Source organism: Deltaproteobacteria bacterium (genome assembly GCA_021737785.1).
Taxonomy (GTDB): domain Bacteria; phylum Desulfobacterota; class DSM-4660; order Desulfatiglandales; family Desulfatiglandaceae; genus AUK324.
This window is the reverse complement of the sequence record JAIPDI010000075.1, coordinates 1-16491: the sequence shown is the minus strand read 5'-3', so window position 1 is coordinate 16491 and position 16491 is coordinate 1. Positions and strand designations below refer to the sequence as shown.

General features: G+C 52.8%; 14 protein-coding genes. All 14 read right to left on the bottom strand.

Annotated features, from left to right (window positions below; genetic code table 11):
* Positions 1–527: 527 nt before the first annotated feature.
* On the bottom strand, positions 528–824 hold the full coding sequence (locus tag K9N21_22655) for an ORF6N domain-containing protein (protein ID MCF8146718.1): 297 nt from the start codon (positions 822–824) through the stop codon (positions 528–530).
* Positions 825–949: 125 nt separating this feature from the next.
* Positions 950–1348 (bottom strand): hypothetical protein, encoded by a 399-nt coding sequence (locus tag K9N21_22650; protein MCF8146717.1) that lies wholly within the window; start codon positions 1346–1348, stop codon positions 950–952.
* A gap of 44 nt (positions 1349–1392) precedes the next feature.
* The gene (locus K9N21_22645; protein MCF8146716.1) at positions 1393–1866 is read right to left on the bottom strand and encodes a hypothetical protein; all 474 of its coding nucleotides are present in this window, start codon (positions 1864–1866) and stop codon (positions 1393–1395) included.
* 281 nt (positions 1867–2147) lie between these two features.
* A complete protein-coding gene (locus tag K9N21_22640) occupies positions 2148–2741 on the bottom strand; it encodes a response regulator (GenBank protein ID MCF8146715.1) in 594 nt (197 codons plus the stop codon).
* A 126-nt stretch (positions 2742–2867) separates the two neighbouring features.
* Positions 2868–3440, bottom strand: a complete 573-nt coding sequence (locus tag K9N21_22635) for a response regulator (GenBank protein MCF8146714.1) — start codon at positions 3438–3440, stop codon at positions 2868–2870.
* A gap of 40 nt (positions 3441–3480) precedes the next feature.
* Positions 3481–5625 (bottom strand): PAS domain S-box protein, encoded by a 2145-nt coding sequence (locus K9N21_22630; protein MCF8146713.1) that lies wholly within the window; start codon positions 5623–5625, stop codon positions 3481–3483.
* Between the two features lie 72 nt (positions 5626–5697).
* Positions 5698–7197, bottom strand: a complete 1500-nt coding sequence (locus K9N21_22625) for a response regulator (GenBank protein MCF8146712.1) — start codon at positions 7195–7197, stop codon at positions 5698–5700.
* A gap of 126 nt (positions 7198–7323) precedes the next feature.
* Complete coding sequence (locus tag K9N21_22620) at positions 7324–8094, bottom strand: tyrosine protein phosphatase (protein ID MCF8146711.1); 771 nt, start codon at positions 8092–8094, stop codon at positions 7324–7326.
* Positions 8095–8278: 184 nt separating this feature from the next.
* Positions 8279–10594, bottom strand: a complete 2316-nt coding sequence (locus K9N21_22615) for a polysaccharide biosynthesis tyrosine autokinase (GenBank protein MCF8146710.1) — start codon at positions 10592–10594, stop codon at positions 8279–8281.
* A 162-nt stretch (positions 10595–10756) separates the two neighbouring features.
* Complete coding sequence (locus tag K9N21_22610; GenBank protein MCF8146709.1) at positions 10757–11119, bottom strand: four helix bundle protein; 363 nt, start codon at positions 11117–11119, stop codon at positions 10757–10759.
* Positions 11120–11364: 245 nt separating this feature from the next.
* Positions 11365–12561 (bottom strand): polysaccharide export protein, encoded by a 1197-nt coding sequence (locus K9N21_22605; GenBank protein MCF8146708.1) that lies wholly within the window; start codon positions 12559–12561, stop codon positions 11365–11367.
* Positions 12562–12713: 152 nt separating this feature from the next.
* Positions 12714–14063: an outer membrane beta-barrel protein gene (locus tag K9N21_22600; protein MCF8146707.1), complete on the bottom strand. Its 1350-nt coding sequence runs from the start codon at positions 14061–14063 to the stop codon at positions 12714–12716.
* A gap of 72 nt (positions 14064–14135) precedes the next feature.
* Positions 14136–14657, bottom strand: coding sequence for a hypothetical protein (locus tag K9N21_22595; protein ID MCF8146706.1), 522 nt, complete (start codon positions 14655–14657; stop codon positions 14136–14138).
* A gap of 350 nt (positions 14658–15007) precedes the next feature.
* Positions 15008–16261: a response regulator gene (locus K9N21_22590; GenBank protein ID MCF8146705.1), complete on the bottom strand. Its 1254-nt coding sequence runs from the start codon at positions 16259–16261 to the stop codon at positions 15008–15010.
* Positions 16262–16491 lie beyond the last annotated feature (230 nt).

The window sequence follows — 16491 nt, the reverse complement described above, 5'->3', positions numbered from 1 at the left end:
TCTTTTTGGTGGCCCGCACGAGTACCTCTACCACTTCCGCATCCATTTCTGGTGGAATGTTGATAATGATCTTTCTGTTCAACGGTTTGGCAGTGAACCGCAGCTGTTCCATGGTGGGGACCTCCTCCTTCTTGGTTCAATTTCCCAAAATTATGCAGAATCACGGCGGAATTGTCAAGGGTTGATGCGGCTTATCCGGTAGTGAATAACAGGCATTTTCCTGACATAGGGGCGTGTCAAATAATTATGAGACTGAGTGTGGGGGATAACGTTGTTTCGATGTTGCGTTTTTAAGCTATTTGAACCGCGCGAGGGACGCGAAGGGCGATTTTGGTTGGTTTGTTCCGATTCTGCAAGAAAGAGCAGAATCAGAACAGACCAAGCCCTTCGGGCGATCACTCTTTCCTTATCTAATGAGGCTTCGGGACGCTGGTAAAAAAGTAAGTTTCATCGGTCCGGCGAGGAATAATGGGGACGTCTATGATTTTATGCGTTTCGATTATTCTTTCTTTATTTAAGCCCCTGGATCACATCTTGATTTGTGAATTGTCAAAATAATTTAGGACAAAATAATTATCAGGAAACTGAAAGGGGAAGCAGCGGGGGAAGGTAGAAAGTTTCGACCTTAGAAGATCCTGCTCGTTCACATCCAGCTCAAAATAAAAGTCCTCTGGGAATTTGTCCGCATTATTCCTGACTGCCTCGTTAACACGCTTTGTCTCAACCCCATAAAGTTCGGCGATGTCACGGTCCAGCATTACTTTTTGGTTGCGAATTGAATAAATTTTCGTCTGAACCAGTTCGACTATCTGATCTTCTGCCACGTTATTACCTCATTAGCAGGGGAAAGAAAGAAGCTGGTCTCAACAGTATCCGGCAGGAGGTCATGCCGGCTCCTCACGAACCGCGAAGGCACAATCCGATCGTGAACAGGCGAGGCAGGTCCGGTCTATTTGCAGAGGCCTTCCAGTTCTTTTCCTATACAGAATTCCATGGTAGCCCTGTCATGGGGGTCTACAATGTCGGGATTGGCAAAATTCAAGATGTGTTTGAACTCGTGCCCCAGCACCATCTGGTTCACGATGATCGTCCCTCCGATTTTCTTTCCAAGGATGCCGATCTGATTCTTGGTATTGGCATATGCGGCAATCCCCTTTTCTTTATCCCTGGCCTTTTCCCAGTCAAAATCTTTCCGGTCGGAAACCATGTGGAGGGTCAATTCCTTTATCTCGACCACAGTATGCAGATCAGGGGTCTCCGGCAGGGCCTGGAACCATTTCTCATGGTATTCGGCACCGATCTTCCGGTATTCCGTTGATATGGGATCCCCGGCACAGGCACAGACCAAGAGACAAACGCCCAGAAAAAGGGGGTATCCAACTGCTTTATAAATTATGGGAGTTGTTTGCATCGCTCCGGTGGATGAGTGGCCACGCATGCCTCCAAGTCCTCTATATTGCAGGGACAGGCCACTTCAGAATCGATCGAATGCATCAGGTGCTTCAGCTCGTTTCCCAGAACCACCTGGTTGAGGATAATCTTTCCTTTGAGTTTCTTGCCGACCACCCAAATCTCATGACTTGGTTCCATAGGCTGGCCCGGGGAGTCGTTATCATAAGTGATTCTCCTGGGCTGATATTGATCCTCCCGGCCCACGATGTTAATCCGGAGGTTTTTTATCGCCATGGTCTTATTCAAGGGCGAGCTTTCAGGGAGGGCGGTATAGCCAAGGTTGTGATAATCAAACCCTGTCTGCAGGTAGTCCGCTCTGATCTCGACGGGGCTGCAGCCTGAGACAAGCATCAGAAGACCGAAACAGAGGAAAGCGGATATGGCAAGGCCGGAGGCTGAAACAGGGATTTTCATTACAGAAGACATAAATTGATTGAACATAATTTAAATTAACATAAACGATTTTCATATTTCACTGTTTCTTGATTTTCTGGGTTTCCGTTCAGACACTAAATATATTTTTACAGTCCGATACGATATTAGTCCTGATAACCGTCTAGCTTCTTGACACCCATCTCGCCGAGCAGGCCTGCCTCTTTGGTAGTCGCTATCGCTTTCAGCAGGGCTTTTCCGGTACATGGCTCCTTCTGGATTCTATCGACATCTTTAATGGAGCTCGGCTGCCTCACTGAAATTCACGGCCCAGGGCATTTGATCTGTTGGTCCATCTCCTCTGTTGCCTTTTTCAGGCACCCGGGACAATAGGTGGGTGTAACGGCCACCCTTGCTTTGTGGAGCATATAGTCCTCTATGGCCATCCACGCCCCTGTACCGGGTTCCCGGCCGCTGTCGTCTCTTATTTTCTTGCACACGCAGCAAACGGGCAATATGTTTTCATAAACCTTGATCTTCCGTTTGAGTTCCAGTTTCTCCAAACAGCGAGACACCCTGAAAAATATCTCTTCAGGTTCGCAAGGCTTCAGCAGGTAATCATCGGCATCAAAGCGCAGGGCATCAATCGCGGAGGTCATATTGCCGAATCCCGTAAGGATGATGACCGCTGTGTCGGGGTCGATCTCTTTTGCCCTCCTCAGGACAGCGATGCCGTTGACGGGCGTCATGATCAAATCTGTGATCACCAGATCAAAGGAGGACCTGTTCAGGCATTCGATGGCCTTTTCGCCGCTGCCGGCCGTGGTCACGCGATACCCTTTTTCCTCAAGATCACTTCCTGTCAAGGTGGTAATGATCGGCTCGTCGTCTACCAGCAGTATGGCATGTTTTCGCATCGGCCTTTTCTCCTTATTGGTTTCAAGGGGTTTCGATACAGGGGGTGTAATTCCATAGCGACATTGATGAAGAGGCGAGCCGGGGGTCTTTTGAAACGGTGCATCTCGAGCCCGGTTGCTGATGCATCACAGCTTGTCAAGGTCTATGCCGATGTCAATGCCGAGCCGGTGAAAGTCTTTGGCACATGAAGGGCAATAGGTCGGTTCGATGGACATCTCCGCTTTATCATGGAGAAACGTTTCCATGGGAACCCACTGTTCGGGATCAGATCCTTTAGCGCTGTCTTCCCTTATCTTCTTGCACATGGGGCAGACGGACAGCATACGTTCATAAATCCCGATTCTGCGCTTCAGTTGCAATCTTTCAATGCATCGCGAAATTTTAAAATCCAACTCCTGAGGCTCGCAGGGCTTCAGCAGATAATCATCGGCATCAAAGCGCAGGGCATCAATCGCGGAGGGCATATCGCCGAAACCCGTAAGGATGATGACCGCTGTGTCGGGGTCGATCTCTTTTGCCTTCCTCAGGACAGCGATGCCGTTGACGGGCATCATGATCAGGTCGGTGATGACCAGGTCAAAGACGGACCTGTTCAGCCAGTCGATGGCCTTCTCGCCGCTGTCGGCCGTGGTCACGCCATACCCCTTTTCCTCAAGGTCGCTGCCGACAGCCGCGACGATGAGGGGATCATCGTCCACCAATAAAATTGTGTGTGTTGAATGTGCGTCCAGTATAGGCTTACGCCGTCTGTTCTATCGGCAATGCAATTGTAAAAGCGGCGCCTCCTTCCGGGGAGTTTTCAGCTTCAATGACGCCATGGTGATCTAGAATAATGCCATGACAAATGGAAAGCCCGATGCCCATCCCTTTTTTCTTTCTGGTATAGAAGGGTTCAAATATGTGCTTTAGGTGCTCTTCCGGAATGCCGGGGCCCGTATCGATTACGTTTATGACAATATTGTCTTTATCAATATGAGAGCTGATGGCTATTTTTCTATCCGTGCCCTTATCAACGGTTCCTCCCTGCTTCGGATGCTGCGCCAACCGGGAAGCTTCATCCATCGCTTCCACCGAATTACTGATGAGATTCATCAATACGTGACCCAACTGCTGAGGGGAAGCGCTTATGTTTGGGATTGTCGGCGACAGGTCTAGGATCATTTGGACCTGGTTTTTCTTTAAATAACTTTTTAGCAATCCGATGGTATCTTCAATGGTACGGTTAATATTCGTCGGCTGCTTGGCTTCCTTTCCCGGGCGGCTGAGGTCCAGGAGTCTCGTTACCGTGTTCCGGATGCTCATAAAGGCCCTCTTTAACAGACTCAGCTTCTCCAGCAGCCTTTCGTCCTGTTGATAGGCCCTTTCAAGCGAGCCGATAAGGGATATGATCCCCTGTAACGGCGAATTGATTTCGTGCGCGACCGTGGCCGCCAGTTGACCGGTGGCTGAAAGACGTTCAGAGCGCAGTACCTGTTCCTCCAGCCGTTTTGTAAGGGTTATGTCCCTGTAAATAATCATGGTTGAAGCGGGACCCGCTTTATGGAATACAGGGGAATAGGTGACATGGTAAGAACGATTGTCCCTTGGACTGACCATTTCCACTTCAGAAGTCTCACCCTGCTGCACACTGTCATGGACACACCAGGGACACGGTTCGTCTCGCTCAAATAATGCTTGATAACAGCATTCACCTGTGACATCGCGGCCCATCATCCTTATCATAGCGGAATTCATATAGACAATGCGAAAGTCAGGGGAACAAATATAGACGGAATCGTGCATCGTTTCCATCATGGAACGATATTTTTCCTCGCTTTCCCGCAGGATCTCCTCTGCCCGCTTGCGTTCCGTGATGTCCCGCATGATAGAGAGGGTGGCAGGTCTTTCCCTGTATCGAATGAGGCTGGATGCCATGTCCACCCATCGCTCTTCTCCATCCGATCTCCGAATCCGAACGGTAATGGGAGGGGGCGGACGGTCCCCCTTCAAGAGGGTCCTGAAGTGCTCAAAAACCGTCTTTCGATCTTCTGAGGTTACGATGTCGAGGAGATCCCTGGCTGCTGCACGGGATAAAGAGAGACTTGTCAGATAATAACAGGATGGATTTCTGAAGACGACCCGGCCATCCTGGATCACCAGGATGCAATCATTCGCGTATTCCGTGATGACGCGATATTTTTCTTCGGCCGCGGTTTCCAGGTAGCTGTTGAATGCAACCCAGACCCCGGCCAGGGCAAAGGCAAAAAAGCCGTATTCCATGAGATATTGGATGGTCGGGAGTCCCTGTACGGCCAGCCCGTCATGCATGCCCAGGCACACCCATACTGCGCCGCCTATCAGATAGGCCCTGCGATGCCTCGGATTGGTATCCTTGTGTCGTATCCATATGATCATCACGGTCACCCCGGCCGCGGCCGCATACAGCATGAAGAGGGGGCCGAGGGGGCCGAGGGCAGGTTCGACGTAGGGGGCCGTCAACCCGATGAACCTGCGCGAAACGAAGCTGTCAGCCACAATCCAATGGGTGGACCAGAGGAGGATCAGGACGAGCGCATGGAAGGCGCCGGCAACCGGGTGGTACCACCTGGTTTCAATCCCCAGATACGAAAACGTGAACCCATAAAGAGCATGAATCCAACAGATAACGGCTGTCCATTCCAGAAGGCCGGCAAGCCGGTTGAGAGGGCCTGGAGGCGTATTGTACTCGATGAAGATGCCGACCGAATAGAGAAGGGCTGAAAATGAGATGGCGGCACCCCATGCATACCATGTGAATTGAGATTTCTTGAAGAAAAAAAGGAGCTGCAAGATCGCCATGAGGAAGGCGAGTACACCTACCGATAACGATCCGGCCGACTGGAAAATGATGAGGTCGGGAAACATGCGAAGCTCAAAGCTCAAAGATGGAAGCTGAAAGAGAAAATCGAAAAATCGCACGAGGACACAAAAAGGGGCTCAAACCGCAGGGAGATAGATGCGGACGCGGGTGCCTTTCCCCGGTTCCGAGTCGACGTCGATCCAGCCGTCATGATTCTTGACGATGCCGTACACAGCGGCCATGCCCATGCCCCGTCCAAGGAAATGCATGGTAAAGAAGGGGTCAAATATCTTCTTCTGCGTCTCTTCGTCCATCCCCTTGCCTGTATCCTCCACTGAAAGGCAGACGTGGGGACCCGGTTTGAGGCCGGGATGGGTTTGGATGAATTCCCGGTCCAGGTCCATATTCCGAAGCGATATCCGAATGCGGCCGGAGCCCTCGATGGCCTCATGGGCATTGGCGATCAGGGCGGAGAGCACCATCTGCAACTGGTTGTCATCCGCCGTTATGGGAAGGACCTCCGGCGGAAGGTCGGCCATCAGCCGGACCTCCGGATCCATGCCCTGCCGGAGGAGGGGAAGGGTCTCCCGTATGAACGCGCTCAGGTCAAGCGGCTTTACATAATATTTCCCGCCCCTTGCATAGGCCAGTAACTGACTGGTGAGACGCGCCATTTTATGAACCGACTTGTCGATACTCGAAATATTCCTGGAGATGTCCTCCTTCTCAAGGGATTTTACCTCAATGAGATTACTGTTCCATGTGATGGCGGTCAGCGCATTGTTGAACTGGTGGGCGATCCCGCCGGCCAGGACGGATATGGCCTTCATTTTCTGGGCCTGACGGTTCTGTATTTCCAGCCTCTTTTTCTCCGTAATATCCGTGGCGATATGAATGCATCTCTCGATGCGGCCCTGCTGATCCACCATCGGGGTGCATGAAACCAGAAAGGTACGGCCCGGGATCTCCAATTCCATTTCAGCGGTTTCCAATTGCCCTGACATCTTCATCTTTTCCAAAGGACACCCCTCCGGAGGGGTGCCGGCATCATGGAAAATCCGGTAGCATTTTTGTCCCACCAGAGAGTTCCCGGGGTTCCCTACGGTGTCGAATGCCGATCTGTTCGCATTAAGAATGGTATGCTCCATGTCCAGGATGAGGGTGGCCTGCCCGATCGCCTGAAAGATTTCTTCCCATTCGCGCGACGCCTTTCTGAGCTGAAGATTGATGCGGGAGAGTTCATCATGGGCCTGCTTCAATTTCACTTCCATTTCCCTTTTGTGGAGGGCGATTTCCACAAAGGCCCAGACCTCCTTTTCATCAAAAGGCTTCATGACGTAGCCATAGGCGTCGATATTCTTGGCGCTTTCGATATATCTCGGCTCGCCGTACCCGGATACGAATATGATGGGGATATCCAGTTCCCCCTTGATCTTCTCGGCAGCCGCTATCCCGTCCATCTCCCCCGGAAGCACCACGTCCATAATAATGAGATCCGGCTTCTGTTCCCGGGCCATGTCCACGGCTTCCTGTCCCGATTCCGCCTGGCCCGCCACCTCATATCCGAGGGCCGTCAGCATTTCAGCCACTTCTGTTCGGGTGAGCCATTCGTCATCAACGATCAGTATTCTCGGCATAAGTCACTTTTGGCAGGTGGGTGGGGCGCGCACACGGCTCCGCACCTTGGGTTCCACCGGAAAATTGGTTTTAACCCATTAAAACTACTTAGTTATCAGCACATTCCATTTCAAATGAAGCAATGCCTACGCCGCGGTCCGTCCCGTACGTTTCACGTGCATCGGTTCCGGGACATCCGGGGTCCGGCCGGACAGGATAGCGGCAGGCACCTGGGTGACCATGTGCAAGGCCTCATCATAGCTCTTGAGTATGTCGGCGGCCCGTTCTACCGCACCGGACAAGACCGGCGGCCGGTCTTCCGCGGAATGGGCGTCGGTGGCGATGATGTGGATCAGCCGGTGTTTCATGAGACGCTCGGATACATGGAAGATAACTTCCCCGAAATCACCGGTCAGGCTCATGGCCGTCACCTGTGCAAGGGCCCCCATCTCGACGAGTTCATAGAGGGTCTCCGGATCATGCTGCACCATGAGATTTCGTTCCGGATGAGTGATGATCGGGGTGATGCCGTTCAGTTTGAGGGAAAAGATCTCGTCCTTTACGCCGTTGGGGATCATCTGAGACGGAAGTTCCAAAAGAATGAATTTCCCCATATTATTGAGGGTGCAGACCTCCTGGGTCTGGATCCGCTGGACCATGTGGGTAGAGAGGTGTACGTCCCCACCCGGATGCAGCTCCAGGTCGAGGTGATTCGCAGAGAGGGCGCACCGGAATTGGGCGACCCCCGCCAGGATGTCGTCCACGCAGTTCACATAAACACCGTCCAGGGAATGGGGGGTGGCGACCATCTCCCGTATTCCGTCATTCACGGCCCGTTCCGCCATTCTTAAACCTTCCTCCAGGGATCCGGCCCCGTCATCCACATTGGGAAGGATATGAGAGTGGATATCGATCATGGGTGTCCAGTATGAAGAAGTTTAAAGCTCAAAGCATAAAAGCTGAAAGCTGAAAGCTGAAAGCTCAAAGCTGAAAGCTCAAAGCTGAAAGCGTTAAGGGCTGAGAAAAAGCGTTATCAGTTATCGGTTATCGGTTATCAATGGGAGCTCCGTGCTCCCTGCTCCCTGCTCCACGCTCGACGCTTCAAGGCGTTTCATCCGGCTCATGGGGAGTTCCGTAGGTGTTTTTGGAGCGGTGCTTTTTCTGCTTTTTGCGCCGGCTTTTTTTCTTGTCTCCGTCATCCCCATAGTAATAGTTGTAGTACTGATAGTAGTAATAGTAGTAGTATTTGTCCTTGCCGATGTCTACGGCATTGAGGACCCCGCCGAGAATGGGGGCGCCCACGGCCTGGAGCTGGTTCAGGCCGTTTTTGGCCACCTCCCTTATTGTATCGCCGGCCCGGATCACCAACACCACCCCGTCCACGTACTTGGAGAGGATAATGGAATCGGTGACCGCGGTAATGGGGGGCGAATCAATCAGAATGCGGTCATATCGTTTTCTCAACTCCTTCAGCAGGTCGTCCATCCGGGCGGATCCGAGCATCTCGGACGGATTGGGGGGAAGGGGCCCTGAAAGGACCAGGTCCAGGTTGGGAATCCGGCTGTGTACCACGGTTTTTTCAATGCCGTCGCTGCTCACCAGGAGATTGGTGATTCCCCGGTCCCTTGCCACGCCGAACAGGCTGTGGATCTTGGGCCTGCGAAGGTCGCAGTCAATCAGCGCAACCCGGGTCCCTGACTGGGCCATGGCGATGGCCAGGTTTGCCGAGGTGATGGTCTTCCCCTCCCTCGGACCCGGGCTGGTCACCAGGATCACCTGGGGGGCGGCCCCGGCCGAGGAAAAGAGGATATTGGTGCGGATCCCCCGGTACGCCTCGCTGGCGGTGGATTTGGGGGAATGAAGGCAGACCAGATCCACTGACCGCACCCCGTTGTTTGAGGACTTCCCTTTTGCCTCGATCAGGGGGGTGGGTCCCAGATAGGGGATCTTAAGGTGCTGCTTGAGGTCTTCCGGGATCTTGATGGTGTTGTCCAGATACTCGAAGAAAAAGGCCAGCCCTGTTCCCGCCACCAGGCCCACGATTACGGCCAGGAGGAGATTCAGGCGCTTCTTGGGCTTCACAGCGTTTCGGGGAACCTCGGCCCTGTCAATGATCCGGATGTTGCCGGTCCGCATGTCTTCGGTCAGGGTGGTCTCCTTGAAGCGTTTGATCAGAAGATCGTACATGTCCCGGGCGCTCTCCACCTCCCGGTTGAGCACGCTGTATCGGATAGCCTTCTGGTTGAGGTCCAGGGACTCCATTTTCTGGTTGGCCAGGGCGAGCTTGAGGGACTCTTCCTTTGCCAGGGCCACCTCATACCTGTTCTTGAGGGAATTGATGACCCGGTTGATCTCCTGGATCTTCCGATTCCCAAGGGTCTTGAGCTCGGCCTCGATGGCCACCATCTGGGGATGGTTTCGGCCGTACTTCTTGGAGAGTTCCGACATCCGCTTAAAGAGATCCACCTCCATCTTCTTGATCTCACGGATGAGTTCATTGTTGAGGACATCGGGGATGGAATCAAGCATGTCCGGCGACCCCTTGAGTCTCAGGGCCTGCCGATATCCTGTCTCCGCCTCCACCCGCATCGATTCCGCATCCACCACCTGGGCGTTCAGCTGGGCCAGCTTCTGGGCGGTCACATGCTCGGTGTCGCTGCTGAAATCCGTAATAATGTCATGCTCCTCCTTATATCTGAGGAGTGCCTGCTCGGCCTCTTCCACCTTTTTGCGCTCCACGTCGATCCGCTGGTGGAGCCACTGGACCGCATCCTGGACGGCCTTGAGCTTGATCTCCAGGTTCTGATCGATATATGCCCGGGCAAGGGTGTTGACGATCCTGGTGGCCAGGACCGGGTCCTTGGCCTCGAAACTGAGGTCCAGGAGACGGCTGTTGCGGATGGGCGAGACCTCTATTCGGCTGATGAAATCGGAGACAAGCCGGGAATCGGGATCGTAGGCTTCGGTTGCTCCCGGGGCTTTTTCCGTGTCGAGCTTGAGAAGGGCGGTGACGGAATCCTTCCACTCCCGGACGGTCTCCCGTACGGATCGTTTCAGATTGGAGATGATATCGTCCTTCGGCTCGGGGAAGAATTCCGGACTGTTCTCCAGATGGAGCCGCTGGATAACGGATCTGGCCACCGAACGGCTCTCGATGATCTTATACTGGGTCTGGTAATAGTCGGTTCCCGAGGAATCCACGGCCATGACCTCTTCAATGGAAACCACGTTGGGGTTTTCCTTTTCAATTACCAGGCGGGTGGTGGTGCGGTAGATCGGGGTGGCCGTATAGGTATGGATGGCCACTGTAACCACAATGACGGCAAAGACCGTGAAAATGGTCCATCGCCTCTTGAGGATGACCCGGAGGTAATCTCTGAGGTCGATTTGTTCCTGGTTTTGGCTGTAGTCGGACATAGTGAAGCTCAAAGCTCAAAGCTCAAAGAGTGAAGGTCAAAGATTGAAGCTCGAAGCATAAAAGCTCGAAGCATAAAAGCTCAAAGCATGAAAGCTCAAAGCATGAAAGCTGAAAGCATGAAAGCTCAAAGGTCAAAGAGTGAAGCTCAAAGCCACGAAAAATCAACATTTCAAAAGAGAGTTTATCAGACCTTTGATCATGGAAGCGATTTCCAACCCTTCCGTTTCAAGGACTGCGTAATTAGCATCAGATACCCAGGCTTTTCTATGAAATATTTCCAACAAGGTCATTGTCTCATAGAGTGAGCCACGCGCGATGTAGCAGAATTGAGTGAACTCCTTCTTCGAATTTCTGCCTTTTCCTTCGGCCAGGTTCATCGAAATGCTGGTCGAACTGGATTCCATTTGTTCCAGAAGGCGGTAATGTTTTCGACCTGTGGAGATGTTCTCCACCGTATCAATTACCATCACTGCAAAATCCACCGCCCTGTTCCATACATCCAGCTTCTCATAGGCGAACTTCATACCTCTCATGGTCGACTTCCTTCCCTTTCACCTTTGAGCAGGGAGCACGGAGCAAAGGGCTGGGAATATGTCGCTTTCCCCCTGATAACCGATAACTGATAACAGATAACCCTTTCTTCCGCCTTTCCCTTTCACCTTTGAGCTTTCACCTTTGAGCTTTGAGCTTTCACCTTTGAGCTTACAGCTTTGAGCTTTTATGCTTTCAGCTTTGTGCTTTTATGCTTTCACCTTTCCGCCTCCGGCTCCTAAAAGAAACTCTCCGGGACCACGATGATATCGCCCGGTTTGATGACCACGTCGTGTATCTTCCGGCCGGCGTCGGTGATGGCATCGACCTTGACCTCAATGAGTTTTTCCACGCCGTCTTCCACCCGGATAATGCGGGTGCTGTTGCGGGAGGCAATCCGGGTGAAACCGCCGGCCACGCCGATGGCCTCCACCAGGGTCACCCCGTTTTCAGGCATATCATAGGAGCCGGGCAGGTTGACCTGGCCGATGATATAGTAGTGTTCCACAGGAGAGACATAGAGGACATCCCTGTCGCAGAGGTAGATATTGGAGGCCTGATCCCCCCTGTTGAGAAGGTCCCTGAGATTAATGTCGATGACCAGCTTCTGCTCTTTTTCGGTATCGGGATGGAGGGTCCGGATGAGCATCAACCGGCTGCTGGCCTTTTCGTGCTCAACCCCTTTTACCTTGGAAATGGCGTCCAGCACCCGTTCCCTGGCCTGAAGCGGATAGCTGCCCGGACTTTCCACGGGCCCCAGGACAAAGAAGTGCTGGCTGTTGTATTCGGTGACCATGACCGAGACGTGGGCATTCAGGAGATACTGCTGTTCAGCCAGTTTATCCGCGATGAGGCCTTCGATTTCAGTGGTGGTGAGACCTGAGACCCTGAGCTGACCCACCAGGGGAAACGAGACATACCCCTTTCCCGAGACGCGGACCGCCTCCCTGGAAAGGTCCGCTTCCTCATAGACCGTAATGCTTAAGACGTCGTTTGCCCCCACCTTGTAGTCGGCTGCCAGGCCCTTGCCTTCAGGATATCTGGCCAGATATTCGGATACGGTGAAGTGAGGGGTTCTTTCGATCACCCGGGTGATGCCGTCGTCCTTCTCCCTTTTTTCCACTGTCTTCTTGATTTCATCGAGCATGGCCCGGTCTTCCTCTTTGAGCCCGTTGAGCTTGCCGGAATTGACAGTGGTCTCCGTCACGATCTCGCCGCCCACGCCGCAGGCGGAGAGCGCAAAGAGCATAGTGCATAGGGCATAGCGGATAACCAGGGACAAATGGGCTGGTTTGGTGGGATTTATGCGGTTATTGAACATCATGACCTTTCCTTGATGCTTCCCCCGCCCCCTGGGTTTGGGATCCGGGGCTGTGTTGATAAAAACCGAACGCGCCGGCACCGCCCCATTGGGGAGGGCCCGGGCGTTTTCCACTTTCTCGCCTCAATCCGGCAGTATGGTGATTCGACAGCGCAAAACCAAAGAAGAAAGGCAGATCTGTTTTCATCCGTGGGGGAAGCCTCGCGGAAAAACAATAAAAAGAGGGAGTCTCTTTTTCATAATCTGCTGAAATAGATGCGCCGGCCCTAATAAGAGGCCCCTATGGAGAGCATCACCTGATTATCGGTGAAGGACTGGGTGATGTCATTGGAATCCTTCTTCATATACCGGTACCTCAGCGAGGCGTTCAGCCAGGACCGGATCTTGTATATGAGTCTCACATTGGCATTATAATTGTCGTCCTCTCTCTTATCGGTGCTCGGGGAAACAGGGCTTACCTGGGTATTGTAATCGTTTTTAGAATAGATGAAGTCCACTGCAGCGCTGAATTTGTAGGGAAGGTCCTGCCAGATATAGATCCCCACCTGGGTGTCGTCATAATATTCGCGTTTGTCTGCGCCGGTCGGCCGCATGGCCCTTGTCACATTGAGGGTCAGCCGCGTTCTCGCCAGCACCTGGTAGTTAATGGAGGTATTGGCGATCCAGGTGTTGTTGTCTTCATACTTTCTGCCCGTGCGATCGAATTCATTATCAAATCTGAGCCATGACCATCCGAAGTTGACTTCCCCGCCCAGTTTTCCATCGCCGTCCCATGCCAGACCGCCGCTGACCATATTCTGCTGGTTGTCGGCATTGTTCCGGTCGGTGGTCCCGAACAGGTTGGTATCAAAATTCTGCTTTTGATAATGATATCTCAAAAAGGCCCAGGTCTTGGGGAGGACCCGCATCTGAACCCCCACACCGAATCGATTGGTGGTCCAGTTCTGGGTATAATCGATATCATCCTCATAGCGCTGTTTATAAAAGTCGTAATATCCTATGACCCGAAACCGATTAAAGAAGTCCCATCCGATTTTGGTGTTTAAATCGTTGTTCCACCGTTGTTTGGTGCGACCGAGGGCATACTGGGTGGCATCGCCGTAGGGATCGTTTCCGCTGTTGAAGATATTGCTGATCCCCAGGAGCAACCCGGCCGGCGCCGTGTAGTTTGCATTGAAAATCCCCCGCTGGTTGTTCCAGTTTTGAGAGGTGAAATCGTTGTAAAAGGCCCAGTTGCCCTCATATCCCAGATTGACGTTTCCCCTGCCGCCGGGAAGGCCGTAATTCAGAAGGAGTCCGGGTATGACATGAAAAATATAGTCGGACTCGACCGGCTTTGTCAGGGTTCCGGTTTGCGGATTCACGGTTCCCGGGTTGTTGGGATCGTTGGTATAGCCGTTGCCGAGGAAAATATTGTCATCCCAAACCCCGCCCAGCTTGACGGCCGGAATAATCTTCAGTTTCCCGATCTTGATCCTCCCCCCCTCTTCCACCATCTCGTCTTCAACGGTCAGGGCGCCCTCCTGCCAGATGATCTCCGCCCGAACCTGGGAACAGCAGAACACCAGAAATGCCAGCGCCAGGCATCCACAAAAAAACCCCTTTTTTCTCATCACTCATTCCCTCCTGAATATCCTCAAAATTGAGTGGCGATAAAAAAAACAACTTTAAGAAACTCCCCGACGCGATTAACTCGACGGGCTTACAGTGGTTTCCGTGCTGGTGGTCGTCGTGCTGGTCGTGGTAGTGGACGTTGTGGTCGAAGTGGTGGTCGAGGTGGTGGTCTCGGCAGTGGTGGTCTCCGCAGTGGTTTCCGTGGCGGCCTCGGCAGCCGCTTTGGCCGCAGCCACGGCATCGTCGATCTGTCTTGCCATTTCCGGGCGGGCGGCCTTGACCGCGGCGGCGATGCTGTCTGCCTGGTCCGGGGCCGCGGATACGGCGGCTGCGGCTATCTGGGGCGCAAGTTCCGCCGGGGCCGCTGCCGCGATTACTCCGGCAATGACCGCTGCCTGTGCTGGAACGGCTGAGACCAGTGCGCCGGTCAGAGAGACCGGATCGGATACGGCACCGGATTGAATATCCGCTGACAATCTTTCTTCGTTGATGGTGCCGTCCGGCTTGAGGTAATCCGCGGGATCCTGTGCATTTGCTGCAGAGGCTGAGAAACACAGGGCCATTGCAAACAAAAAGGAACTGATTCTTCGTATCATTTTTTATCCTCCTGTAAACGGCAAAAACTCCCGTGAAAATTACACTCTTTTCTCTCTTTTCTTTTTACGCCTTTCTGAAAAACGCGCAATGGGTATTCAGCCAAAAGGAAAAAAACAGGTCTGCAAGACTCAATTCAAGGCTCGATATTGAAGAAACAATTGGAAAAGGGATTTAACTAAAGATCATAATAAATGTCAATATAGGAAAAATATAAGAAAAATATAGGGATAAACCTTATATTATTCCAATTGGAGCTTTGGTCGTCTGAGGATATGGGAAGGTCCGGCAGGAGGGACGTATACGGACGATAGCGTTTGGACTCGCCTGTGATTTTCAGATAGAGGGGAGATTACTGAAGGGTGCCCAGGTAGACGGCCAGGCATATTTTCTTGTTTTTGATACCCAGTTTTTCACGGATATTGTTCCGGTGAAAGTCGATGGTGCCCTTTGTCAGGTTCAATCTATCGGCGATCTCCTTGCTTGATTTCCCACCCAGGATAAGCTTCGCCACCTGAATCTCTTTGTGGGTCAGTCCGAACTGCAACAGGGAGACATTCCCCGAAAAGGGCGCGGCCAGATTCTCCAGGCCGGAATCGATGGCCATCACGCAGTCCTTGACCTCGCCTTCGAGGGAGCAGGCCTTTAACTTCCGGACATACGGAACAAGATGTTCCCCGACCGTCACCAGAAACTCCTCTTCGACCCTTCTCCTGGTCTGGCTCGATTTCCGCAACAGGACTTCCAGCGCAGTATTCATGGCCGAAAGCTGGCTGGTTTGTGTCTCCAGCAGTTTCTCCTTTTCTCCCAGCATGCGACGCACCCGCTCGGATTCGGTGATATCCCTGCAGCAGACCGCCAGATAGGGCTCATCTTCAGACCCGTCGGATATGGGGCAGATGACGGTTTCGAACACCTTTCCGCCCTTCTCGTCTTGAAATCGACACGGGATACCCGTCTGCATGACGATTTCCGACCGGCTCTTCTGCAATCGGGCCACTTCCGGCGGATAGAGATCATATATGCATCGATCCGCCAGACTTTCCACCGGTATTCCGAGCCATTTGCCTGCCGTCTCGTTGGCCATGATCACCACCCCCCGATGGTCCAACAGGAGCTGGGCGTCGCCAGAGGCGTTCAGGAGGGCCCTTATCTTCTCCGCAGCCTGCTTCAGCTGTTGATGGGTGCCCTCGATGTCTTGTTTCAGGATGGCATTTGTTTCCCTGATCCGGTCGTCCGCCCTTTTCTTGGAAAGGGCAATCTCGATGGCGGACCGCGCCTGGGCGTCGCTGACCGGTTTCATTATGTACCCGTATGCCTCCACCCGGGTTGCCCTTTCAAGAAGTTCCTCGTCATCGTATCCGGTCAGAAAAATGGAGGGGATGTTGAGTTCCCTTTTGACGATCTCCGCAGCGGCAATGCCGTCGATCTCCCCGGGCATGACGATATCCATCAGGATGATATCCGGACGCAGGTCCCTTGCCATTTGCACGGCAGCCCTCCCTGTACGGGCGATGCCCACCAGTTCGTAGCCCAATTGCGGGATGGCCATTTCAAGGTCCATAATGGTGGAGACATCGTCATCCACTATCAGAACAGAAGTCATGAAATTCCCTTTCCCGTTCCCTGCCGAAGATCCCTATCTTCGGCAGGATTGCCAACACAAATTGTTGTGTCCGCCTTCTGTCCCCTCATCCTCTGGAATTCCGATATAAGGATTAAAAATTTTTTAATTTTTTTTCAAAAAAGCCCATTTTCTTGATTTTACGTCCAGTTTTCCCATTGCGATGAGAAGGGGCCTGAGAGTGCGCAGGACGCACGGTAGTCCACGATCCG